Consider the following 25,399-nt stretch of genomic DNA (forward strand, 5'->3'; position numbering starts at 1 on the left):
AGGTATGGCGCTTCAATTACTTTGCGTATTGTTTAGCTACCTATTGCTTACAAACGTTTATATTTTTCAGCTGTGTAAGCAATATTGCTCATTTCGCTTGTATTGCCGCGTTTTGTGGTCTTAGCGGTAACATGATCAACTTAATATTTAAAACATAAGTCAACAGCTATGCACACTATGCCCTTGTTGAACTGACATAGTGTGCGCAAACCGATTTATTTCGTGTCTATCTGACCCTTAATGAAGCGGTATAGCTGCGTTGCTGACACCAGTTTAAAGTTTTGAGGCTCAAGTGGCATGACGTTCCTGCCGTCTTGCACCACCAGCAAGCCCATTGGGTAGTTGTTTCCCAATGGCGTGCTTATCACTTCAAGCCCGTCGGTTTCAGATACTGCGTCTATGCCCAATTCGTAATTAACGCCTATGTCGAACACGCCAATCAGCTGGTTGTTGCGTTCAATCGCATATACCGCAAAACGATTGTTGCCTTGGCTAGATACGATGAGAAACTTTTCACCATCGACCATGTAAATACCCATCCCTTCAATATCAGCATTAACGCGTTCGTTTACCGTTGCAATTAATACGGCAGGTAATTTAGGCTGGGCTAATGATTTTTCCCAAACGCCTGTAGACTCCTCACCAAAGTAAAGCGTTTGAGTGGCGTCATCAACAATGCATCCCTCGGGCTGACTATCTGAGTTAAATGTATCTAATAAACGAGCGCTTATCTCACCTTGCGACTGCTCAACAGCGTAGTGCTCAAAGCGACCATCAGTGTCGTTAATAAAAACTTCTAATTGCTCGTCGTTTTGATATAAGCAAAGGCCATATACGTCATTTAGCTGGGTTGGCACATTTGCTAATTCAGACGCCAGACCAGAACTTTCGTCGATATTAAAAAACGTCATTGACTGGTAGGTGCGATTACTCGCAACCGCCATATTACCTCGAATATCGATATTGTTGATACGCCCAGAGGCGAGGCTTTGAACGAGCTTTCCTGATAAGTCATATACGTTCAATCCGTATTTTTTATCGGTGCCAAATACGAGGCTTTTCTCAGGGGCCGCGTTGTTTAACCAAATTGCTGGATCGTCCGCGGCATCACCAAATCGATTTACTGGGTGGGTTTGTGCGTTTGCATAAAAGGTGGCATCTGCTGGCAGTTTTGGGTTGGTTATCTGGCTAGAATGTTCGGGTGACATGTCGAAACTAACGCGATAAAGGCGTGATTGTGATTCATCATAGCCGCCTAAAACAATATTGTTATCGGTACTTGCCATGGCAATATTTGCAAGGCTTATGGCGTTATCCAAGCCGATCGCGCTGTGCTCAACCTTATCGAGCGCGCGAATGTCAGAGAGCCAAATCTGGTTTTCATCTGGACTAACACTTATGACTAACTGGTCATGAAAAACTGAAAAGCTTTCAATTTCAGCCTGGCTTGCAAATGGAATAAAAGTGCGCTCATTTTCAGCTTCTGGATGGGCATCGTACATCCATATACCCGTTTCTTCCTCACCCACATACAGTCGGTTACTCTCATCGTTGACATAGCAATGCGAAAGATTTGGACCTACGTTTAAGCGCCGAATTGGTATGGTGGAGGCGCCGTTAAGCGGGCTTTCTTGCCTAAGTATAATCGCGCTTTGCTCAACAACGCCAAGACTATCTGCCGTAAATAGGGTGAGTTGGTTTGCATGATTGGCCAAGCACACCGTTTCAATATCTGCTAAGACCGCCGGTATTTCGAGCATCTGTGTAAACGTGCCACTTTTTGTATCAAGGTGAAGCAAGTGCACGCTTGTTGTTTGATAATCTAGCGCCGCTATCAAGATGTCTTGATTGCTAGTGCCTATATAACGCCAATCCAAGGTTACAGAACTGATGTCTAATGAGCTAATTGTATCGGTTTTATTATCTAGCCATTTTAGCCCGTCTGATGCGCTCGCAACTAACCAATGAATGCCATTGTCAGTATTGACAGGGTAGGCAGCCTCTCCCGTAACCTGCATCTCAGTTATGTTGGCTTGTACCTGCGCATCTTCGATTGGCGATGTTGCACTCGAACAAGCGCTTAGGCTTATTGCGAGCAATGCGCATAACAAGTAGAAAGTGAGTGTAGAATGAGTTTTCATATTATTGTGTAAACCTTTGTATAGTGTGTGAGCATGGCAAATGCATGCTCAATGAATTCAGTGCGGCTACAAAAGCATTAAAACGCTTTTGCAGCCATTTTGTGCATTATGGCTAGCGAACGAACCACTCAAGCGTCGTTATAGCTGCCAACGGAACCCTACTTCAAAGGTGCGTCCATACTCTTCAAATTGCGCGTTTGCATTGCGTTGATTAAAGTAAGTGTAAAAAGGTTCGTCACTGATATTGATGATGTTGAAGTAAACATTGAGATCCTCGTTGAAAAAGTATTTCCCTGAGAAATCGATTTGCAAGTGATCATCTTCAAACAACAAGAAGTCACCGTCGAGTTCCTCAAAGTTTTCGCTTTTGTATGCGCCGGTTAAGCGCAGTGACCAGTTTTTATCTTCATATCCGACTGTGAGATTACCGATGGTGTCAGACTGATTAGGCAAATCGGTGTCAAAACGCTCTCCGTCGAGCAGTGTTGACGCATCTGACGAACTAAAGGTACCGTTGGCCGATATTAAAAGCCCGTTGTCAAAGGTCTTGACCCATGATAATTCCACGCCCGTCAATGTGGCTTGCTCACCATTAATGGGCTGCACAACCTCATCAAATCCTTCGAATTGACCAATGCCAGCGACATCTGCAAAGACCACAAAGTTGTCAATCTCTTTGTAAAATAGCCCCGCAGACAAGACGCCAATTTCGCCTGGGTAGTATTCAACGCTGATATCAAAGTTATTAGACTCAAGCGGTTCAAGATTTGGATTGCCCACTTCTGCCTCGCGCTCGGTTACAAATTCTCCGTCATCCTCTTGCGTCACCGACTCAATAATTTGAAATGCGGCAGATTGCTCAAAAATAGGTCTTGATATTGTTTGTGAGAAGGCACCTCTAAGCACAATCTTGTCGCTGTAGTCATAACGAAGGTTGGCGCTAAATAAAAGGTTGTCATAGTCTTTTTCTATTTGAATGGGTGTGCTGACAAGCTCTTCAACGTCGTTTTGTTCATCTTCGATGAGCTCTATACGCACGCCAGAGGTACTAAAATCAGTTTGTTCGTAGCGCACACCAGCCACAAGGGTGAGTTTGTCCCATGTGAATTCACTTAATACGTAGGCAGCAAATATGTCCTCGTTGTTTTCATACGAAGCACCTTGAGATGCAATTTGTGAGTCGAACTCTTCTAATTCAAAAGCACTTCGTTGGTCGTTAAAATCAGAGCGTAAAAGGTCTTTGTTTAGACCTGGCCCAAAATCACCAAGCCCGTAGTCAGGTGTTTGCGTTGCGTAACGTGTTGGGTCAATATCATCAAAATCACCACCAAAAATATTAGCAAGCACATTGGCCTCTTTGGTGCGGTCACGATATTTGAAACCGGTTTTTAGCATGCTCAAACCCGAAGAATTGTTAAACAGACGGCTTACGTTAAGCTGGAAGCTGCTCTCTGTGTCTTCTGCTAAGCTATTTTCAAACTCAATCTCATCAAGTTCAAAAGCGCCTAAATCGTTAACGTCGGCATTGGCCGTAATCGTGGGTATGACTTCCAATAGGTTCGCGTCGATACTGTCGTTGTCTGAGGCAAACAAATGCGTTAGCGCTGCTGGCTGGTCTTCATCAGATTTTGCATAGCCAAGCTGATAATCAAATAACCATTGGTCACGCTGATGCTCGCCACCGGCTGAGATAGTAAAGATGGTTTGGGTTTCTTCTCTGTCTCTCGCTTCGCGTTCTATTGATGAGTCTTCGCCATCTAGGGTATATACATTTGCTAGGCGCAGTTCATCATCTGCAAACTCACTGAACAAAGAGCGCAGGTAGTATTCATCATTGAAGTTCGGTCTATAATCTAGGTTTATTGCCGCGCCTAAACGCTCTCTGGTAATGGTGTAATGACGCTGCTCAACTTCATCTTCGCCATTGGATTCAATATTGTCTGAACCAAAGTCACGCTTGAAATAGGATGCGGCAGCAGCAATGCCCAGTGTATCGCTAAGTAAACGAGTAATCGTAAACGACGCTTTTGGAGACAACTCGTCTCGCAAATCATTTTGACTCAGTTGCGCAGAAATAATGGTTGTGTCTTGCGTTCTATCAAAGGCGCTAATGCTTTTTACGTTAATTGCGCCGCCCACTGCGTCACCATCCATATCTGCAGAGGTCGATTTTGACACCTCTAAGCTTTGAATTAATTCAGAGGGAATAACGTCTAGAGCGACCGAGCGAACGCCTGCTTCGGGTGAAGGAATACTTAATCCGTTAATGGTAACGCTGTTAAGGTTCGGGTCAATACCGCGGATGCCAACAAATCGGCCTTCTCCTTGGTCGCGCTCAATTGAAACACCAGGTAATCGCTGAAGTGATTCAGCTGCGTTTTGATCAGGAAAGTCACCGATTGCGTCGGACGATACAACCGACACGATATTGCTAGCATTTCGCTGCTGGTTAATCGCACTAGCTTTACCGCTTCTCTGTCCGCGTGTAATGACTTCTTCCATTGCCTCAACGGAAGCGAGCAGCACAATGTCGGGCAAGATGTTTTCGCCTTGCTTGACCAATATGCGCTGCGTTATTGCTTGAGCGCCCACGTAGGTAATGGTCAGTTCGTATTCTCCCTCAGGCAGATTTGGGAACCTGAAGGTGCCGTCTGAGCGAGTCATAGACGTGCGGTTTAACGACTTTATTTCTACCTTTGCGCCACTGAACACTCGTTCGTTTTCTTTATCAACGAGTTTTCCAAAAATAGTGCCGGTTTCTTGAGCAATACTGGTCATGGGCGATATCGCCAAACATGCTGCTAAGGCTATCGATAATTTATTGAATGGGAAGCGCATAAAAATGTCCTAAAAGTGAGTTGCATATATGTTGAGGTGAGCAAACTTAAGTGTTGAATATGACATTTCATTGACAGATTTTTGACATGATGACGACACGCAAGCTCAACATGATTTAATCTGCTATGTTCAGCTTGCAATGAGCTATTTTGACCCCCTTGCTTAGGCAGGATGACCCCGAGAGATACGCGTCTATTGGTAAAAATACGAGCTTCTAATTCATCATTTTGTCATATCCTTGAGCCAATATGACCCTTCAACGAAAGACTGTCGCGCGTCAAAGTGGGGTGAATATAAGCTTGGAAACACACAATGAATTTTGAGTTAATAAAGCAACATTGGATGCTTGCAGCGACCTCTATCACTATGTTCATTTCAGCGGTGCTCGTGAGTGTATTGGGCAGTGAGTCAACATCGCTTTTGAATGTTGAGTGGTCTGACGCCGTTGGTGAAGGCAGCGTGGTTATGCTCACTGTGGTTTGGACGGTTGCTGTTCTTATCTCGCGCCCTGCGGGAAAGGTCACGAGTCTATTAGTGCTTGGACTGAATCTGTTTACCTTTTCTGCGTTGCTAGATTTTTTTGACGAATTTACAGAGCCAGGCGTTTTAGGTGAATGGATAAGCGTCTTTGAATCGCTTCCTGCGGCTATGGGCATGGTAATAATGAGTTTTGCACTTTACGGTTGGCACAAAGAGCAAGTTGCGTTAAACGGGCAACTGCGACGACGAGAGCTCAATTACCGACAACATCAAGATATCGACACCATTACCTTGTTGTATCGGGCAAACTATTTTCAACAGCGAGCACAGCAGCTAATCGATGAGCAAAAAGAGGCGGCGCTGATTGTCGTTGATGTGGTCAAGTTTACAAGGGTAAATCGTCAATTTGGTCTAGAGGAAGGCGACCGTGTTTTGCGCGAAATTGCACAACTGCTCTTGATGAATATTAGAAATACAGATTTGGCATGTCGCTATGCAGGAGACCGGTTCATTTTGCTATTGCCCGGCATGTCCATCGTACAAGCTGATGTGCTAGCAAAGCAGATTCAACATAGCATTGAAAGCGTTGTGTTTAAGCCCAACGGCAACGCGCTTTTAGTGAACAGGGTTAGGTGCGCACTTGGTACCTTGACCGATGCGAGTTCACTGGAACAAACCTTGCGCATTCTCAACCAATCGCTTGATAAGCAAAGCGAAAGAGCTGCCTAAATGAAGCCTTCAAATTCAAAAAGTCCCTGTTATACCACAAGAAGATGCAAGGATTATGATGCCAAACATATCGGCAAGAGTTTATATGCACTGGCGGTTGCTCGAGGTTTACATGCACAAAAAGTGCTTCATGGCACAGGTATTTTTTTGAATGATTTGGAAGGTGATACCCGCATCAGCGTCAGGCAGTTGTTGGCACTTTCAAGCAACGTGCAAAAGCAGTCAAATGGCCATGACATATCTTTTTTGCTAGGGCGCTATTTGGTTGAAACGCTAGATCCCGACGTGCTGATCAGCTTAAAAAGCGCACGCAACATTGAGCAGTGTTTACGTTTAATTTCTATATTTAACGCGCAATATTTTCCTTTTATGTCAGCGCACAAATTTGGTGATGAAAAAACGGTACACTTGCTGCTGCAAGAGGCGCATTCACTAGAAAAACAAAAGCAGTTTTATACGGAGGCCGCCTGTTCAGCAATGATGGCGCTGTTAACCGAATGCTTTGGCAGACGGCTCAAATGTTCCTTCTGTTTTCCTTTTTCAAAACCGCGTCATATCTATGAATATGAAGAAAGTCTTGGATATCGATTGTCTTTTTCTCATGCTTATTTGAGTATTGAAATCTCCAAGGCTGAAATGCGAGCGCCTTGTGAGCAAGCAAATCCGCGTTTGATGAGATATGCCCTTGCAAAAGCACTGCCTCAAAAAAGATGTTCGGCGAGTATTGTTGATAAAGTCAGATCGCACTTACGAAGCCAGCCGCAGGCAACACTGCCAGAGGTTGCTCAACGTTTTGATGTTAGCGCGGCTACTTTGAAACGGATACTGCATGAGCAAGGGTTTAGCTTTCAACACATTCGCGATGAATTGCGACGCCAAGAAGCGTTGTATTATTTACAAGTGAAGAAGCTTAAAAATGAACAAAGCGCCCAAAAAATGCACTTTAATGACGTGACAAACTTTCGCAGGGCCGTCAAACGGTGGACAGGCCTCACGCCCAGTCAGTTGCGAGGCGCATAAGCACTCGAAGCACTATATAGTATGTCCTATCGCTTCCTATCCGACATATACTCATCAAACGTACCACTGAAAAAGTGGAGCTTTTTGTCTTTAATCTCAATGATGCTGGTGGCAAGAGTCGATACAAACTCTCGGTCATGGCTGACAAAAATCAGTGTGCCGTCGAAGGCCTTTAACGCTTTATTAAGCGCTTCAATCGCTTCCATATCCATGTGGTTGGTGGGCTCGTCCATAATCAGCACGTTGATATCCTGCATCATCAACTTGCCAAACATTAAGCGGTTTTTTTCACCTCCAGAACAGACCTTTACATCTTTATTAATATCGTCTGAGGTAAACAACAAACGGCCCAAAATGGCGCGTACCGCCAAATCGTCGTGTTTGGGTGTGCGCCACTGACTCATCCAATCAAACAAGTTCATGCTCACGGCAAAGTCGTTACTCACATCTTGAGGGCAATAGCCAATGGTGGCGTTTTCAGACCATTTCATGGTGCCGCCGCTGGCGCTTAATTCTTGCATTAGGCAGCGTAAGAAAGTAGTTTTGCCGGCGCCGTTTTCACCAATAACGGCCAGTTTTGAGCCCGCTTCTAGGAGTATGTCGCCGCCTTTAAATAGCGTTTCGCCGTCAAACCCATGCTCTAAGTTGTGCATTTCTAAGGCGAGGCGATGCAGTTTTTTATGTTGTTTGTAGGTGATAAATGGAGATTGTCTTGACGAAGCAACGACCTCTTCTAACTCTATTTTTTCCATTCGTCTGGCACGTGAAGTGGCTTGCTTGGCTTTTGATGCGTTGGCCGAGAAGCGATTGACAAAGCTCTGCAACTCTGCAATTTCAGCCGTTTTCTTGGCATTTTCACTGTGCAGTTGCTCTTGCACTAGCGAAGAGGCCGCCATGTAGGCTTCGTAGTTACCTGGATAAATACGCAGCTCGCCATAATCGATATCTGCCATATGCGTGCACACTTCGTTAAGAAAGTGGCGGTCGTGCGAAATAATCACCATGGTGCATTTGCGCTGGTTGAGCACATCTTCTAGCCATTTAATGGTGTATATGTCGAGGTTGTTGGTAGGTTCGTCGAGCAGTAAAATGTCAGGCTCTGAAAACAACGCTTGGGCGATAAGCACACGCAGTTTTAAACCCGGAGCGACTTGAGACATCAAACCAAAATGATATTGTTCGTCTATGCCTGCTTCTACTAATAATTCGATGGCGCGGGTTTCGGCGGTGTAACCGTCAAGCTCTGCAAATTCCGACTCAAGGTCGGCCACTTTCATGCCTTCTTCTTCCGACATCTCAGGCAGGCTATAAATACGGTCGCGCTCTTGTTTGATTTCCCACAAGTGAGCATCGCCGCAAATAACCGCATCTACTACGCTTAGCGCTTCAAATGCAAACTGGTTTTGACTGAGTGTGCCAATGCGTTCGCCTGGCGTAATCGATATATTGCCAGAAGTAGGGGCAAGCTCACCGCTCATGATTTTCATTAGGGTTGATTTACCGCAGCCGTTAGCGCCAATTAGGCCATAGCGATTGCCATTACCAAATTTTGCATTGATGTTTTCAAATAAAGGGGCGGCACCAAACTGCATGGTGATATTAGCGGCGGTAATCAAAGTTACTTTCCTATACTGGTGGTTTTGGCGAAATAGCGGGTGGAGCGTGTATCTATAGAGGCATTAGCAGAAATTATCTCAATGCCGTAATAAAGCGCGCGCACTATACCTTATTGTCGTTATTATGAACACCCGTAGCGCACATTTCATAGTAAAATTGCTGCGGCGCAACATAGAATGCACGCATAGAATTAACTCTCGTAGATATGCATAAAAGCTTGTAGGGAGCATTCATTTTCTCGTATGGTAGCTATAGGTACACATTGTGCTGTGTTTTGAATGGGAAAATAGTGGTCGGGCATCGATTGATGTGCAGGTTTACCCGCTGTGTTAACGCGCTGCATTACACTCAATAAAACCAATAATCATGGAATAGACCGATGCCTGAATTCTTGCAAAATTTCGACATAAACCAATACATGCCCGCCGCAATCGCGTGGGCGACCAATATTTTACTTGCAGCCATCATACTGATTGTTGGCTTTTGGATAAGCGGGAGAGCGTACAAAGCCGTGTTTGCTATTGGCAAAAAGTACGAACGCCTCGACGACACCTTGTTTCGTTTCTTCGGCAGTATCGCCCGATATGTCATTCTTGCATTTGTGTTCATCGCCGTACTTAACCGTTTTGGTGTTGAAACGACCTCTATTGTTGCCTTAATCGGTGCTGCCGGTTTAGCGATTGGTTTAGCATTACAAGGTGCCATGTCTAATTTAGCCGCTGGCGTTATGCTGATGATTTTCCGTCCGTATAAAGTGGATGAATTTATTGAAGCGGCAGGGCAGTTTGGCAAAGTCACCGAAATTGACCTGTTCACTACAGTGATGCAAACCTTTGACAACCAAAGGATCATCATCCCCAACAGTCAAATATGGGGTCAGCAAATTACTAATCATTCGTTTCATGAAATACGTGGCGTAGACCTAACTTTTGGCGTGGCGTATAACGAAGACATCGATAAAACCCGTTCTGTGATCAACAACGTGCTTGCTGCCCATCCTCACATATTAAAAGACCCTGCACCTTTTGTTGAGGTCAGTGAGCTAAACAACAGTTCGGTGGATTTTATCGTGAGACCGTTTTGTAAAGGCGAGCACTATTTTGACATTCGCTACTCGTTGCCAGAGCTCATGAAAAAGGCGCTAGATGAAGCGAAAATCGAAATTCCGTTCCCGCATCGTAAAGTTATTTTGGTGAAAGAAGAGTAAAGTAATCACACAAGCAAGCCAGTGAGGGCGCCGTGTTTAACATTGATGCCGCGCCCTTTTATGTGAGTGAATTGACGATGATTTGCTGAAATAAGGGTATTTTTTTAATCGGAGTTGAAAGCTTTTTAAATTCCCTCAGGTCTTATATGTGACTGTTACATGAAACCACTTTAACCTGAACGAAACAACGGAGCTTTACCATGCCATCTAAACTACTCACTATCTTTGCAGTTGTTATTGCATTTACGCTTACATCTTGTGGGCTGATTCCTACTCAAGCAACGTCTGCGATTGAAGCGGTAAACGTAGATCAAAATCGCTTAGCCATTAAAGGGTATGATCCAGTTGCCTATTTTACGCAGGCAGATGCGGTGCAGGGCAATCAGCAGTTCACCGCTGAATATAACGGAGCAGTCTACTACTTTGCGAGTGCAGAGAATCAAGCACTGTTTAACGGCACACCGGCAAAATATGCACCTCAGTACGGCGGTTACTGCGCGTTTGGTGTGACACAAGAGAAAAAATACGATATTGACCCAACCGCCTGGGCTGTTGTAGATGGTAAGCTATACTTAAACCTCAATGCCGGAGCACAGCGTGTATGGGACAAAGATCGCGCTGGAAACATTGAAAGCGGTGACTCAATCTGGTTGAATATTGAAGATAAGTCAGTATCTGAGCTATAAGTTTTAAGACAATCGTAAAAAAAGTGTAAAAAATAACTACTATGGTGAAAGAAAAATATATTTTCACCGGTTTAATTAAATACCCAAGTCATTGGGACTGAATAATCAAAAGAGGATTTATTATGAAAACGAATATCGCTGTTGCCGCTGCTCTAGCTACTGTTATGACCCTTGGTGTTGCCGACGCTGTTGAAGCGGCAAGCAAGAAGAAAGAAAAATGTTACGGCATTTCGCCTGCTGGACAAAACGATTGTGGAAACCTTGCGGGTACACATAGCTGCGCTGGCCAATCTACCGTAGATAACGATATCGGCGAATGGCGCTTAGTACCAGGCGGCACTTGTAAAGACCTCGGTGGTTACAGCCGCAAAGAAGCAAAAGAAATCTTTGACAAAATGCAGGCTAAGAAAAACGGTTAATTTAGCCGCCTCAAAGTAAAGTTAAGATAATTTTGAATACTTCATCGTTATCCTCAAAGCCCGACGCCTGCATAGGTGTCGGGCTTCGTCATTTACATTACGACGAAGCGTTAGCACATAACCAAAGCCAAACCCCCATCGATTTTGTAGAGATTCACGCTGAGAACTTTTTTGCCAAAGGCGGTATTACACAGGCTCTTTTAAGCGACGTATGTGAGCACTATCAACTCAGTGTGCATGGTACATCGTTGGGTTTAGGTTCAAATTTACCGCTGCCACAACAGACTTTGAGTCAGTTTGCCGAGCTGGTGAAAAGCACGCAGCCTAAGCTAGTATCTGAGCACTTGTGTTTTAACCGAGCGATGATTGACGACAAAATCTATCACTCTGGTGATTTGCTCCCCATTGCCTTTAACGAAGCGAGCTTGGCACAAACCGTGAGCAATATCCAACAAGTGCAAGAGGCCATTGGCAGAGCGTTATTAATTGAGAATTTGTCGGCGTACTTAGATGTCAGTGAGATGGATCCATACAGCCGCGATAGCATGACCGAAACTGAGTTTTTGTTGCGCCTTTGCGACGCGGCAGGGTGCACCATGTTGCTCGATTTGAATAATTTGATTGTTAATGCTCTTAATCAAAAGCATGCAGACCCCATCGAGGCGGTCATGCGCCACGTGAAGCAACTGCCCCAGCATCTGGTGGGCGAAATTCACCTCGCAGGCTTTAGCGAGCAGAAGGTGGCAGGCTTTATCGTTGATGACCACGGCCAAGCGGTATCGCAGCAATGTTGGGAGGTTTATAAGCAAACCATTAAGTGCTTTCCCAGTGTACCCACCTTGATTGAGTGGGATACTAATTTGCCGCCGTGGGCAACGCTTGTGGAGCAAGCGAATAAAGCCAGAGACATAGCGCTGCAGCAAAAATAGCCAGAGACATAGCGCCGCAGCAAAGATAGCGCCGCAGCAAAAATAGCGCCGCAGCAAAAATAGCCTTATCACCATTCCATCAGCGCGAGGAGCGTCTTGTGAGTTACCAAACACGCATTATTCAAGAGATATTCGACGCCGAATCGAGCCGCCACTCCTTGCCTGGCATGAAGGTGTATCACAACAACTTTATTGAAAATGGCATTCGCGCTTTAAGCATCACCTTTTCAAGTGTATTTGCGCTAATGGACGAAGGTGACTTTCGCGCTCTAGCACGCGCCTATCTTTTAGCCGAACCCAAAACTCATTTTGATTGGGCAGATTACGGGGAAAGCTTTTCAGACTTTATTATGACCCACCCAAATTTAAGCGAAGTACCTTACCTGAGTGAGGTGGCAGAACTAGACTGGTTGTTGCAAGGTATTCAGCGCGCTGAAGATAAAACATTTGATGGTGAGTCTTTTGGGCTGCTGAATGAGCGTGACCCCAATGAGTTGGTATTTGAGACAGCCCCGGGTTTTGCCCTCGCACGCTTTGTCTTCCCCGTGGATAAACTCTATCAATTAGCCCATGAACCTCAACTGCAAGTGGAGGGAGAAACCCGGTCCATTTTTATGGGCGATTTAAATAAATCTATGCGAGATGCAATAAATTCCGAACAAGCTCGGTCTATTGTGGTGTGGCGTCCTGATTATAAAGCTGAAATGCTAAACGTAAGTGACGACGTGAAAGAAGTGTTTCAGCACTTACATAACCAAGATAGCATCGCTAATATTTTTGCAGCGTTTGCCGAGCAACCCGAACAATTATCACCGTGGTTAACCGAGCAAATCTCACAAAAACGACTTTACGGCGTGCGATCAACACATTAATCGCAGCAGCATATGGCTGCTAAACTACGGAATTTTATTGAAATGAAAAAGTTAATTGAGTTGTACAATCGCATCTTTGGCCTATTGAGTCACTTAGATATCCCGGCCCTTTTTGCTGCGCGTCTTTATGTAGCTTGGGTGTTCTTTAAGTCTGGATTAACCAAGCTAAACGACTGGGAATCAACGCTCTTACTCTTTGAATATGAGTATGCCGTGCCTGTATTAGATTTTACTACCGCAGCCTATTTAGCCACGATTGGCGAGTTGGTTTTGCCGGTGTTACTGGCAATAGGTTTGTTTACTCGTAAAGCAGCTATTGGTTTGTTCATCGTTAACTACGTAGCAGTATTAAGCCTTGAAGATATCGCGCCTGCCGCCCTTAACTTGCATTACATTTGGGGATTAATGTTGCTAGCGAATATTGTATGGGGTGCTGGTAAATTAAGCGCTGACCATTTCGCAAAGATTAAGTAGTCTTTGTAAAGGTAGCAGCCTAAAAGGTGCATGCCATAAAGACGCTTATCACAAATATCTGTGCCATCAAATGCCGCTTTAATGCGGCATTTGCTTTTTTACACTATCGCTCAATATTCAATCCAAGCTACACTGCCTTTCAACGTAAACATACAAGTAGAGACAAAGCATGAGTCTATTAGGGTCTGTCGCAATATTTCTGGGTGCGACACTCATCGCGGTTCCGTTGTTTAAAAAGCTCAAACTTGGGGGCATTCTCGGATATTTGATTGCGGGCATTATCATTGGCCCCTCAGCACTCAATTTTATTGACGACCCTTACACTATTTTGCACTTTGCTGAACTTGGCGTGGTGTTACTGTTGTTTGTAATTGGTTTAGAGCTGCAACCCCAAACCCTTTGGCGCATGCGCAATCAAATTATGTTCAGTGGTGGTAGTCAGCTGTTTGTAAGCGCTGGGATGATTGCTGCATTATGTCATTTTGCGTTTTACTTAAGCATACCTGTGAGTGTGACCATTGGTCTTGCCCTCGCGCTATCTTCCACCGCCTTTGCTATTCAGCTGATGACCGAGCAGCGCATTCTCAAAACGCCTCCCGGTCAACAGGGATTTTCTATTTTATTGATGCAGGACGTTGCCGTTATCCCTATTCTACTGCTAGTGGCTTCCTTTTCACCTTCTCAGGGTGATGCAGGCCCCGCATGGTACATAAGCCTTAGCGCAGTGGTGGCTGTGTTGGTGATTGGTCGCTTCTTAATTAATCCGTTTTTGCGCATTGTTGCTCGCTACGGCAGCTCAGAGGTGATGACAGCCGCCGCCTTGTTTATTGTGTTAGTGACCGCCTTGGGTATGTCAGCGTCGGGGCTTTCGATGGGTATGGGCGCATTTATCGCAGGAATTTTGCTAGCGGATAGCAGTTTTAAACATCAGCTAGAAACCGAAATTGAGCCTTTCAAAGGGCTATTGTTGGGCCTGTTTTTCATTGCCATTGGCATGAATTTAGATTTAAGCCTGCTCGTTGCAGAGCCTGTGTTTATTGTTGGCATGAGCCTTTTGTTGGTGCTGGTTAAGGCACTCATAATCTATGCTATTTTGCGCGCAGCTAAACAATCAAACACCGACTCTACACGTGTGGCACTAATGCTTTCACAAGGGGGGGAGTTTGCCTTTGTGGTGATGACCCTTGCGGTGAGCAGCGCAGTTTTAGGCAATGACTTAGCCGGGCAGGTTAACTTGGTTGTTGGATTGTCGATGGCTCTAACATCGCCCGTGGTAATTTTACATTCGTTATTTTACAACACCAAGAACTGCCCCGCGGTGTACGACACTCAACGAGACAGTGAAGAGCCTCAGGTCATTATTGCTGGCTTTGGGCGATTTGGGCAAATTACCGCCCGCGTTTTATCTGCAAACAACATCGCTTTTACCGCTATGGATAAAGATGCAGAGCACATTGCCTTTGTCCAACAGTTTGGGAATCGCGTGTTTTATGGGGATGCAACGCGTTTAGACTTGCTTAAAAAGTCAGGTATTGACCAGGCGAGAGTGTTGTTAATTGCCATTGACGACCCACAGCAGATCACGGCGCTTGCCAAGTTGGTAAAGCGAGAATACCCAGAGGTTAAAATTATCGCAAGAGCACGGGATCGCATTCATGCCACTGAGTTAGGAAAGCTTGGTATTGAGTTTTTTGTGCGCGAGATGTTCGATGGGGGGTTGAACGCTTGTAAAGGAGTGCTAAATGCATATGGCTATACTCTTGGCCAAGCTGACAATATGGTAGAGATATTTAACCAACACGATCGCGAAATGTTAAACAAAGTCATTACCGAAGATTTAGCCTTTGATGAGTTGGTAAAAACTGCCAAGCAAGGCAGAGAAGAGCTGCAGGAATTGTTTGTGAATGACAGAAAGCAATAATCAATGCTTTGGGTAGCATCTAGCATCTAGCATCGTAGCTTAGTAAAAATGTAGGTATAGCATCAAACGCTCGCAAGCGATTACTGCAAACACTTGCTACTCTCGCTCACAACACCATTGCCAGCAATTTCACTGGCAATGGTCGGTACACAATTTTGGCCTACTGCTTTATAAAATGCATATCCCGCCACTCATGAGACGTAAGTTCACGAGTAGTGAAAGGATGTAATGTTGCGCTAAGCACCTCGCGTTTCACATTGATGTCGAAATGAATAAACGCGTCGGACGCTGCGTTTTCATTGTCCCAGTCTATTTTGTAACTGGTATCTTGAAAGGCGCTTAAAGTGCCTTTGAGGTTTTCCATGCGCGATGACACTATCCTAAGCTCATCGCCTTGTTTTGAGATGGTGAAATCTCCAAACCATTGGTCTGAATACACGCCAACAATCTGCTCATCATTAAGTGATGAGGGTGCTAGGCTTTCGGGGGTGTCGTCTCTGGCAAGGAAAATCGCCTCGCGCTCTGCTTGATAATCAACATATTGTTCTACCCAATTATCTTTGGTATCGCCCGTGAACATTTTTAAAATGCTCTGCATCACCGCCCCGCGGGCACCATAGTTAGAGCCATTGTTTAATACCACTACGCCTAACTCTAATTGCGGCATCACCACTACAAAGGCCTGATAACCCGACAGCGTGCCGGTATGGGAAATGTGCAGATAACCGTCGTAATTACTTAAACGCCAGCCCAAACCGTAGTTTCTAAAGTAAGTGTTGTCCCATTCGGTATCGACATCTGACACGCCTAAAATGGTGTGAGGTTGCCACATTTTCTCAAGTTGCTCTTCAGAAAATGGCAGTTGACTGGGTTGTAGCAGGGCCTTAATCCATTTACTCATTTCGCTTGCGCTACACACCATGCCGCCGGCTGCCGCTGACATCAATGCATCACCATGAATGGCATTGCGAGGTATTTCGTATACGCCAAGGCGGTCGTTGTGACCATATGCCATAGCGCTATTTTGTAATGTGGCCTTTGGCATATCGCCGGCGTAGCATTGCATGCCAAGCGGTTTAAAAATATATTGGTCTACAAAGTCTTCAAAAGGTTTACCTGAGACCGCTTCAACCACCTCGCCAGCGGTGATGTACATCACGTTACTATAAGCATATTGCTCACGAAATTGTGAGCCTGGTGTGAGGTACTTTACATTGCTGACTACCTCTTCTCGGCTAAAACCACTGGGCTCAGGCCAAATCATGCTGTCGCCAGCACCGCCTACTAAACCGCTCTTGTGGGTCAGCAAGTCTTCTATTGTAAAATGCTCGGTGGCGTAGCTGTCGTGTAATCTAAAGTGCGGTAAATAGTCGATAACAAGGTCTTGCCAGTCTAACTTTTCTTGGTCGACTAAAAGGGCGAGTGATGCTGCGGTAAAGGCTTTGCTGGTGGAGGCAAGGCGAAAATAGGTATCTGGACGAACATCTTGATGCTCTGCAATATTGGCTTTACCAAATCCTTTCTCATAAATGACTTGCTGTTGATAAACAATCGAGACACTCATGCCGGGTGTGTGAAAGGTACTAAGCGCATCTTCAATGACGGCATCGAGCGCTTTTGAGTCTAACTGCGCAGCAAGATTAGACGAGCTAAATATCAGGATTAAAACAACAAAATATTTCATCTAAGCGCATCATCTCTTTGGTTTTTAACAAACTTAAGTGTGCGCAAATTTGTGCAACAATTCAATGATTATTGATATTGCAAGCGCGCGCCTTGTCGCCATTTAAAGGCAATGACGGCAAGAATCAGCAGCGAACCGATACTCAAAGTGAAACTGTAGCTACCGCCGATTAAAAAGCCAATGGAGTAGGCGGGGGTGCATATTGCTAAGGTCCAAAAGTACATAGACTTTGCGTTTTTAAGGAGCAGGTACAGCGGAAAGACCAAGCTATAAAAGAACAAAAAGCTCTTATAGATGGTTTCTTCAAGGGGGAGATTCACTAATGGGATGGTGGTGTCTTTAAACAGCGTTAATATGCCAAGGGCCGCCATTGATATACCGCCGATGAGGGTAGCAAGGCCACGAGACTGCATAATGTTTTGTTCGCGTAACTCACCACAATGGGCAGCAACGGTAAAGGCTGTTTGCAGCACAAGAAAGCCTACAATAGGGTAAATGATGGCAGCGGGTATGGCGTTGAAGAAAAATACATCGCCTAAAGCGGCCGAATATAAAAACACAAATCCGATAAGGCTTAAAAACAACACGCAAAACCCAATCACAAAACTTGCTTTAGGTTTGTCGCTTTGTCGATAAGCGCGATGAAAGGTGATGTCTAAATAAGGAGAAAATATAAATCCGATAGCCAGCGGTAACAAAGCATGCGGCCAGTATCCTCTTGCACTAAAATCCACCGGCGGCCAATCGCTACCAATAAAGGCGATAAACAGACCGAAAGAAATGGCGTAAAGCACCCAAGCCCATTGGGTGATCATGTTTTTGCTAAGGTAAATGGCTAAGGCAATGACAAGCACTGCGCCAATTAATAGAGGATGCCCGATAACGCTACCCAGCCATGCGATGAAAAACAGCTGATAGGCAAGAGTGACGTAAGAGAAGCTTGTGATTGCGGTTTTATGTTCAGATACAAAGCGCTTTTGGTGCTCGCGGTTTTTTAAGTAAAACCCCATGGCGGTTGCGCCGCCCACATTAAACACTGTGAAGGCAAGTAACGCAGGCCATCCATAATCGCGATTGAGAATTAACGGAAAAAAGCCACCCAAACACCACAGCCACGAGCAGGCAAGATAAAAGCTGTACTGTAGATAAGTTGGCAAATTAGCTACCTACTGGCCACATGTGAAAGCTGATCGTGCCAGAGCCAATGCGTCGGCCTGCTTTGTCGTTGTTGATTCTGAATACTTTGAGGGTCATGTCGATATTGAATTTACCACCGGCTTTTATTTTTTCGGCGAGTTCTTCTAAGTCTACATATGCCTTGTACATAATGGAATCTAGGCTTGGCAGCAAAAATCGATAGTTTAGGCGAGTACAAATCATGCGATATTCGCCTTTGCTCAGCATAAACAAGTACGAACCTGCTGCAAGCTCCGAATTACCTAATATCGCACCGCCGGCCATGGTGCCGTACCAGTTGGTATTAATGCGGCGTTTAGGCAAAATGGCATAATAGTCATCTTCGACAAAGTTCATTTTTAACCCGCTTTTGTGCACAAAAGGCATAAAAAAGAAGCTAAGCACTCTATTAAAAAAGCGGCTCTTTATCGACAAACGATTAAAATATTTCTCTAATTTTGGTGGTAACGGAATAGCCATGATTAACCTAAAAACCTGAAACAATACTGCAAATCAAACATCGTACTAAAAAATACGCGGCTATATTAACAGGCACAGCCAAAGATGTTTAGTTTTTAACGGAGTTAGGTGTGATTTTATTTAAAATTCGCATTATTTACTGATTAATCACCGCATTTATGCTGATGATATCAGCTAGGGCGCTCACCTAAATGCTGGCGGCGTAACATTACTAATACAAAGGCGCCAAAATACATAATTACGCCGTAAACGCCAGCTGCGACAGCATACGCAGGCTGCTCTATGAAACTCACCGCGATGAGTATGGCAAGGGTTGCGTTTTGTGTACCAATCTCAATACCTAAGGTTACGCCATCGCGCCCATCAAGCTTGGTGAGGTGGGCTAATACCACGCCCAATAATGTCGCACCTGCGTTAAGAGCAATCACGATTAAAAAGACCGATGGGAAGGCTTCCATCATCATCTCTTGCTCTTGATAAGAAATAATGACAATGAGCATCAACATAAAAATGGTCGATAATGCACGGAATTTGGGCTCTGCTCGTCTGGCTGCTTTGGAAAAAAACTTGCGAACAATCATGCCTAATATCACCGGAATAATAGAAATTACCAGTAAGCCTAGAGACGTATTTAATAACGAAAACGACGCTAACGCCGACTCTGAGAAAAAGCCTATGCTAAATTGAATCAATAACGGCGTGGTAAAAACACAAATTAAGGTGGTTACACCGGTAAGAGAAACAGACAAAGCTAGGTTTGCTTTTGCGATATGACTGATCAGGTTAGAGGTAGTGCCACCTGGGCACGCAGCGAGTATCATCAAGCCCACCGCAATTTCAGGCGATGCATTAAGTGCTAATGCAATAAAAAAGGCTAGCAACGGCAGCAACACAAGCTGACCTACTAAGCCAACTAGCACTGGCTTTGGCATTTTGACTAAGCGTGTAAAGTCATCTTTGGTCAGGCTTAAACCCATACCAAACATGATCATGGCCAAAACGCCAGGTAAAATCGCCTGAGTGAAAATGGTTGCCTGCATGCTTAGCTCATTTTCTTAAGCCAAGACAGCGGCGCAATGCGCATGACTAGCTGCAAAAACGCCCACGGCCAAGTGGGTACGTAGCTATTTGCCCCCTCTTTTTCAATGGCTTTGATAATGGCTTTGCATCCTGTTTCGGTGTCGACCATAAACGGGACCTTTTCAACCTTTTCGTTAATTTCGCTGCGAATAAACCCAGGATGAACCGTGCTGACTTTTATCGGAGAGTTAAGTAAATCAACGCGTATGCCTTCACTTAATGCGGTAATCGCTGCTTTAGTCGCGGCATAAACAGTTAGCGCACGCCTAAAGCCACGCACCGCGCTAATCGATGAAATAGTCACAAGATGCCCGCTGTTTTGCGCTCTAAAAATACCCATCGCTGCTTCGCACTGGGCGAGGGCCGACACAAAGTTGGTGACAGCCGTTTCTTTATTTGCATGAAAATACCCAGTGCCAACAGAAGCCCCTTTACCCATACCCGCGTTTACGATGACGCGGTCGAGTTGCCCCATTTCTTGGTTGAACTCGTCAAACACTGTAAACACTGCGTCGTGATCGTTTACGTCGAGTGACTTGATCAGCACTTGAATATCGGGGTTGATGGCAAGTAGCTCAGTCTTTAGTTCTTCGAGTCGTTCAACGCGACGTGCACATAAAGCTAAGTTACGGCCCATCTTCGCATATTCAATGGCCATGCCTTTGCCTAAGCCGGAGCTGGCACCTGTGATTAATATGTTTTTGCGCACGGGGTCTACCTTCTTTTCATTATTTTTTTACAACGGTACAGCAAATAATGCACAAACACCCACATATTCTTATACGCCGGATTGCGCGTTTGTTTATGGTGATATCGATAGTAAATTTGCTGCACAATCGCGGCGAGTCTGAACAAGCCATACACTTCATAAAAATCGAAGTCGCGTGGCTCTAAACCTTGTTTGGCGCAGTAGTAGTTGATCACTTCTTGGCGCGTCATCATACCGGGGATGTCGGTAGGCTGGCGCTGAGTGTTTTTGGCCATAAAGTCATCGTCGGCCTGCACCCAATAAGCGAGGGTGTTGCCAAGATCCATAAGCGGGTCGCCCAGAGTCGCTAGCTCCCAATCCAATACGCCAATAATTTTGGTTGGGTCGTCGGCCGCGAGCACTAGGTTGTCAAAGCGATAATCGTTGTGGGTAATGCAGATAGTTTCTTTTTCCGGCAAGTGCGCCTCTAGCCAGTGCATGACTTTTTTGCCGCTGGGCACATTCCACGTTTTAGCTTTATTGTAGCGATTGATCCAGCCGCTGATTTGGCGCTCGGTATACCCTTCGCCTTTACCGATATGGTCAAGCCCTGCGCCTTTATAATCAACATTGTGCAGTTTAATTAATTCGTCTAGCGCCACTTCGCAAAGCTTATTGGCTTGCTCGGCGCTAATCTCTAAGCCTCTTGGAAAATGTTTGCGAGGAATAATGCCGTCGAGCTTTTCCATCACATAAAACTCAGCGCCCATCACACTTTCATCATCGGTGTAACCGAGCATGGTAGGCACTTTGTCGTAAACCGGAGCAAGTGATTTTTGCAAGCGATATTCACGGCCCATGTCGTGAGCGCCTTTGGCTTTTGTGCCTTTAGGTGGGCGCCTTAAAATCACCGAGCGGTTGTCAAATTGCAAGCAATACGTCCAATTTGACGCGCCGCCAGAGTATTGGGTGATGTGCATATCACCCTCTAAACCACCTATGTTAGCGTCTAACCACTGGCGTAACGCTTCTATGGGAAGCTCTTCTCCTGGTCTAACCGAAGAGGCTTTATCGATAATAGAGCTACTCATATTAACGATACTTTTTCAGTTCAAGGCGCGACACCATGGCCATGTGCACTTCATCTGGGCCATCGGCGAGTCGAAGGGCGCGAGCACCTGCGGCTAAGCGGGCGAGCGGGTAGTCGTTACACATGCCGCCACCGCCGTGCAGTTGAACCGCCATATCAACGACTTCTTGTAGCATATTGGGCACTACCACCTTGATGGCAGAGATATCGACCATCGCATTTTTTACGCCTAAATTATCAATTTTCCATGCCGCTTGAAGCGTTAGCAAACGCGACTGTTCAATCGCCATACGTGCCTGTGCTAAACGTTCTTTGTTGCCGCCTAATTCAATGATTGGACGCCCAAAGGCCACTCGTGACAGGCCTCGTTTAATGCCAAGCTCGAGGGCTTTTTCAGCCATACCAATGGCGCGCATGCAGTGATGAATGCGGCCAGGGCCTAAGCGCCCTTGGGCAATGGCAAAGCCTTTACCCATGCCAACAAGTAAGTTTTCTTTGGGTACACGTACGTTGTCAAAATGCACTTCGCCATGACCAAAGGGCGCGTCGTAGTCGCCATAAGCGGTAAGCATGCGCTTAATGTGTAGCCCTGGCGTGTCCAGCGGTACAATGACCATGCTGTGTTGACTGTGCTTATCGTTTTCTGGGTTTGACAGGCCCATAAAAATCATGACTTTTGCGTTGGGGTGACCTAAACCTGTAGACCACCACTTTTTACCGTTAATCACCAACTCATCGCCATCGGCTTCAATGGTAGCAGCCATATTGGTTGCATCTGAAGAGGCCACATCAGGCTCTGTCATGCCAAATACCGAGCGAATTTCACCGTTTAGTAAAGGCGTTAACCATTTGGCTTTTTGCGCATCGTTACCAAAGTGATATAGCACTTCCATATTGCCGGTGTCGGGGGCGTTACAGTTAAATATTTCAGGAGAGAAGGGAATGCGGCCCATTTCTTCAGCAAGGGGAGCATATTCGGTACACGTGAGGCCTTGGGCTAAATCGGCATCGGGCAAAAACAAATTCCATAAACCGGCTTCTTTCGCTTTCGCTTTTAGTGGCTCAATAGCAGGGTGCACCGACCAAGACTTCCAATCGCCGGTAGGGTTGAGCTCTTCTAAATCCTCATACACTTGCTGTTCGATTGGCGCTACATGCTCTGCCATAAAGGCTTTAAGGCGTGTTAAATAATCTTGGGTTGTGCTGTTATAAGAAAAATCCATGGTTGCATCTCCACACTGAAATTACCTTTATTCTAGAGTATACGCGTTATAAGAAATAATTGGTTTGATGATGATAAAAGTATCACTCAAACTGATGCGAAAACTTAAATAGGGTGATGGATATTTTAGACAGGCTGCGTTTGCGGTCTTTGTTATTGTCTAAATGCTTTGCCTTATAAAGCGTTAGCAGCAGCTTAGATTTGCAAATAGGGCTTATTGATTAAACCCTGTTTTTTCGCAAAAGTGCTTTCTGCAAAGCGATACATATTTGTCATTGCCGCCAATTTCAATTTGGTCACCATCTTTAATTACCTCACCGTGAGCATTTAAACGCGCAACGAAGTTCGCTTTACGGCCGCAATGACAAACGGTTTTAAGCTCTGAGAGTTTGTCTGCCCAAGCTAATAGATGCAGGCTACCTTCAAAGGTTTCACCCTGAAAATCGGTGCGAAGACCGTAGGCGAGTACTGGTACGTCAAGCTCATCGACGATTTTTAAGCATTGCTGAACTTGTGCTTTATTTAAAAATTGTGCTTCATCTATAAACACGCAACCAAGCGCGCTGGATTCGTGCAGTGCTTTAATCTCTTCAAACATATTGGTGTGCTGGCCAAATAAATGCGCAGGGGAGGATAGGCCAATACGAGAGGCTATTTTGCCTTCACCAAAACGATCGTCAAAGGCAACCGTGTAAAGCGCGACATTCATACCCCTTTCTTTGTAGTTGTACGCAGATTGAAGTAAGGATGTAGATTTACCTGCGTTCATCGCAGAGTAATAAAAGTAAAGTTGGGCCATAGTAGGTAAATTACCGCAGGTGTTTATTGTTATTGTTAGTGCAGTGAATACTACCTTTTCAAAGACCGCTTGCAAAGCAATCAGGCCTCAAAAATCTATAGTGTTTTCGCCAATATCTACCAACAGTGTTTTATTCCCACACGCGAGAAACCATAACTTTTTAAAGTGACTAAAGGTGCAGGAATACAAACGCAAAGCATCATCACTGAACCTAATGGCTATTTGTACTGATTGATACCCGCATCAATTAGGTTCTTTGCAAGCAAATCGACAAAGGCCGGCACTTCAAAATACGAGGTATGGATCAGCTCTTGCCAATTAAGGCTCTCGCTGAGTTCAGTTCGCAAGTCTGGTGAGCGACTGGCGTTCTCAGTCATGCCCAGCACCATCCGCACTTTGTGCAGGGTTTTTATTGCATTTTTTTCACTGTGCTCCCGTAACGGACTAGCAATGGTTTCACATAAAAAATCGCATGTATGCGCAAACTCTGGTGGCTGTGAGCTAACGCTGTGCACGTCTTCTTTGAGCAGGTCGTCTCCCCATGCGCGCTGCTTGATAGACGCCCAAACGACATTGTTCAATAAAAACGCCAGCGGACGACCTAAGGCCAATGCCAGCACACTCAGGCCTTTGATTAACACCCAAAATGCTAAAATATACACGGCTATCATGAAGGTTGTCATATAAGTCAGCCAGCCTAAGCCTCCCTCGGTATCTTCCAGAAAAAACTCAGCCAATTTGCCTATTTGTTCGCCTTCAAAAAACGCAAGATCCGCGGCGTAATACACGCCAATTATGATAACCACAGCAAATTGGATTGACGAGATGATTTGTTGCAAAAACGTGTGAGGGATAATTGGAGCGTTAATCGCTTTTACATTGCTCAGTGCACTGATGGCTTCGTCTTCTTGATGCCACAAACCACACCAGCGGTCTTTATATATTTGTTCTACTTCTTTTTTTTGGGCCCGTGTAAACCATGTTTTTTTGCGCCGCTCGTAAACCCACAAGATTGAATAGATGATGGCGCCATATATCAACATAGCATGGCCCATTTCTATCACCGATTGATTAACCGACTCACGGGTAATGGTCATCAGCATGATCCACAGACCGAGCACAAAAGACACAATACCTGATGTACAAAATGTCAGGCCTATACTTTTCAAGCGTTGAAACAGGAAGGTATTAGGTCGATAGTCAAGAAATGGAGTGCCGACAGTACACCACGTTTTAAGGCCTGCAAACGGCATTTTGTCCGCAACCGATTGAAGCAAAGAATGATAAATAACCGAGCCCCCATGACTATGGCCTACTAAGTAATAGTCATCACCCGCCTTGTCATAGCTGTGCAATAAGTCTTTGAGTTTGTTGCCGGCAGCGCGGCGTTTTTCTTCACTGTTAGGGCCCACATCCCACTGGAAGGGCACAATTTCTACTCGCTTTGGGTCAAGCTCAAGACGTGTTTGCAAGTCGGTTAAAAATACACTTCCCAACTGCCACCACTTATCTCCAGAGCTAGTCACATCTCCAGCACCAGTGCCGTGCACAGTGACTAGCTTTGCTTTTTTATTGCCAGGAGTGAGCACTTGCTCTTGGGTACTGGCGGCCTGAGCATCATTCGACATGGGGTAATCTTCCTTTTACATTTATTGTTGTTATTTGCGCCGATGCGACACTGGTAATCGAATTGTGATGATAGCTTGAAACCAAGGGCCCACGCGCTCTTTTAAAAAGCAACTGCGAGGCTTAGTATGTAACGAAAAGGCGTGTAGACGCAATGTTTAAAAAGTGCTCAATATGCGTTTGTTTGGGGGGCTAAGCCTAAGCTGAGATTTTGCTAGGTG

21 protein-coding genes are annotated in these 25,399 nt (G+C 45.2%); 9 read left to right on the forward strand and 12 right to left on the reverse strand.

All coding sequences use genetic code 11. The features are described 5' to 3' along the window. Window positions 1-215: 215 nt before the first annotated feature. Window positions 216-2,141, reverse strand: coding sequence for a phytase (locus KJ365_RS06875; protein ID WP_214450882.1), 1,926 nt, complete (start codon window positions 2,139-2,141; stop codon window positions 216-218). A 138-nt stretch (window positions 2,142-2,279) separates the two neighbouring features. Beyond that, entirely contained in the window at window positions 2,280-4,979 is a 2,700-nt protein-coding gene (locus KJ365_RS06880) for a TonB-dependent receptor (protein ID WP_214450883.1), read from the reverse strand. A gap of 312 nt (window positions 4,980-5,291) precedes the next feature. Here KJ365_RS06880 and KJ365_RS06885 point away from each other — a divergent pair, with 312 nt between their 5' ends. Continuing rightward, window positions 5,292-6,188 carry a GGDEF domain-containing protein gene (locus tag KJ365_RS06885; protein WP_214450884.1) on the forward strand — a complete coding sequence of 299 codons (897 nt, stop codon included), beginning with the start codon at window positions 5,292-5,294 and terminating at the stop codon, window positions 6,186-6,188. Further along, a complete protein-coding gene (locus tag KJ365_RS06890) occupies window positions 6,189-7,208 on the forward strand; it encodes an AraC family transcriptional regulator (RefSeq protein ID WP_214450885.1) in 1,020 nt (339 codons plus the stop codon). Between the two features lie 26 nt (window positions 7,209-7,234). Here KJ365_RS06890 and KJ365_RS06895 read toward each other — a convergent pair whose 3' ends face one another. Next, window positions 7,235-8,824: an ABC-F family ATPase gene (locus KJ365_RS06895; protein WP_214450886.1), complete on the reverse strand. Its 1,590-nt coding sequence runs from the start codon at window positions 8,822-8,824 to the stop codon at window positions 7,235-7,237. Between the two features lie 380 nt (window positions 8,825-9,204). Here KJ365_RS06895 and KJ365_RS06900 point away from each other — a divergent pair, with 380 nt between their 5' ends. From KJ365_RS06900 to KJ365_RS06930, 7 genes are all read left to right on the forward strand, one after another. Continuing rightward, window positions 9,205-10,032 carry a mechanosensitive ion channel family protein gene (locus KJ365_RS06900; RefSeq protein ID WP_214450887.1) on the forward strand — a complete coding sequence of 276 codons (828 nt, stop codon included), beginning with the start codon at window positions 9,205-9,207 and terminating at the stop codon, window positions 10,030-10,032. Window positions 10,033-10,232: 200 nt separating this feature from the next. Further along, window positions 10,233-10,718, forward strand: coding sequence for a YHS domain-containing (seleno)protein (locus tag KJ365_RS06905; protein WP_214450888.1), 486 nt, complete (start codon window positions 10,233-10,235; stop codon window positions 10,716-10,718). A 122-nt stretch (window positions 10,719-10,840) separates the two neighbouring features. Beyond that, entirely contained in the window at window positions 10,841-11,137 is a 297-nt protein-coding gene (locus KJ365_RS06910) for a BufA1 family periplasmic bufferin-type metallophore (RefSeq protein WP_214450889.1), read from the forward strand. Between the two features lie 32 nt (window positions 11,138-11,169). After that, window positions 11,170-12,066 (forward strand): MbnB/TglH/ChrH family RiPP precursor modification enzyme, encoded by an 897-nt coding sequence (locus KJ365_RS06915; protein ID WP_214450890.1) that lies wholly within the window; start codon window positions 11,170-11,172, stop codon window positions 12,064-12,066. 98 nt (window positions 12,067-12,164) lie between these two features. Then, window positions 12,165-12,938, forward strand: coding sequence for an HvfC/BufC family peptide modification chaperone (locus KJ365_RS06920; protein ID WP_214450891.1), 774 nt, complete (start codon window positions 12,165-12,167; stop codon window positions 12,936-12,938). Window positions 12,939-12,980: 42 nt separating this feature from the next. Continuing rightward, window positions 12,981-13,412, forward strand: coding sequence for a DoxX family protein (locus KJ365_RS06925; RefSeq protein ID WP_214450892.1), 432 nt, complete (start codon window positions 12,981-12,983; stop codon window positions 13,410-13,412). Window positions 13,413-13,581: 169 nt separating this feature from the next. Continuing rightward, the gene (locus tag KJ365_RS06930) at window positions 13,582-15,333 is read left to right on the forward strand and encodes a monovalent cation:proton antiporter-2 (CPA2) family protein (protein ID WP_214450893.1); all 1,752 of its coding nucleotides are present in this window, start codon (window positions 13,582-13,584) and stop codon (window positions 15,331-15,333) included. Between the two features lie 160 nt (window positions 15,334-15,493). Here the strand turns inward: KJ365_RS06930 and KJ365_RS06935 are convergent, their stop codons facing one another. The 9 genes from KJ365_RS06935 to KJ365_RS06975 form a co-directional block, all read right to left on the reverse strand. Further along, complete coding sequence (locus KJ365_RS06935; RefSeq protein WP_214450894.1) at window positions 15,494-17,017, reverse strand: serine hydrolase; 1,524 nt, start codon at window positions 17,015-17,017, stop codon at window positions 15,494-15,496. 68 nt (window positions 17,018-17,085) lie between these two features. Further along, window positions 17,086-18,174, reverse strand: a complete 1,089-nt coding sequence (locus KJ365_RS06940; RefSeq protein ID WP_214450895.1) for a hypothetical protein — start codon at window positions 18,172-18,174, stop codon at window positions 17,086-17,088. 1 nt (window position 18,175) lies between these two features. Continuing rightward, window positions 18,176-18,673 carry a hotdog fold domain-containing protein gene (locus tag KJ365_RS06945; RefSeq protein WP_214450896.1) on the reverse strand — a complete coding sequence of 166 codons (498 nt, stop codon included), beginning with the start codon at window positions 18,671-18,673 and terminating at the stop codon, window positions 18,176-18,178. Between the two features lie 170 nt (window positions 18,674-18,843). After that, window positions 18,844-19,713: a bile acid:sodium symporter family protein gene (locus KJ365_RS06950; protein ID WP_214450897.1), complete on the reverse strand. Its 870-nt coding sequence runs from the start codon at window positions 19,711-19,713 to the stop codon at window positions 18,844-18,846. Between the two features lie 2 nt (window positions 19,714-19,715). Continuing rightward, the gene (locus KJ365_RS06955) at window positions 19,716-20,462 is read right to left on the reverse strand and encodes an SDR family oxidoreductase (protein WP_214450898.1); all 747 of its coding nucleotides are present in this window, start codon (window positions 20,460-20,462) and stop codon (window positions 19,716-19,718) included. 5 nt (window positions 20,463-20,467) lie between these two features. Beyond that, window positions 20,468-21,532: a phosphotransferase family protein gene (locus tag KJ365_RS06960; RefSeq protein WP_214450899.1), complete on the reverse strand. Its 1,065-nt coding sequence runs from the start codon at window positions 21,530-21,532 to the stop codon at window positions 20,468-20,470. A 1-nt stretch (window position 21,533) separates the two neighbouring features. Beyond that, window positions 21,534-22,754, reverse strand: a complete 1,221-nt coding sequence (locus KJ365_RS06965) for an acyl-CoA dehydrogenase family protein (RefSeq protein ID WP_214450900.1) — start codon at window positions 22,752-22,754, stop codon at window positions 21,534-21,536. A gap of 213 nt (window positions 22,755-22,967) precedes the next feature. Then, window positions 22,968-23,552, reverse strand: coding sequence for a thymidine kinase (locus tag KJ365_RS06970; RefSeq protein WP_214450901.1), 585 nt, complete (start codon window positions 23,550-23,552; stop codon window positions 22,968-22,970). A 218-nt stretch (window positions 23,553-23,770) separates the two neighbouring features. Next, a complete protein-coding gene (locus KJ365_RS06975; protein WP_214450902.1) occupies window positions 23,771-25,180 on the reverse strand; it encodes a hypothetical protein in 1,410 nt (469 codons plus the stop codon). Window positions 25,181-25,399: the final 219 nt, after the last annotated feature.

The organism is Glaciecola sp. XM2, from assembly GCF_018595715.1.
Lineage (GTDB): Bacteria > Pseudomonadota > Gammaproteobacteria > Enterobacterales > Alteromonadaceae > Glaciecola.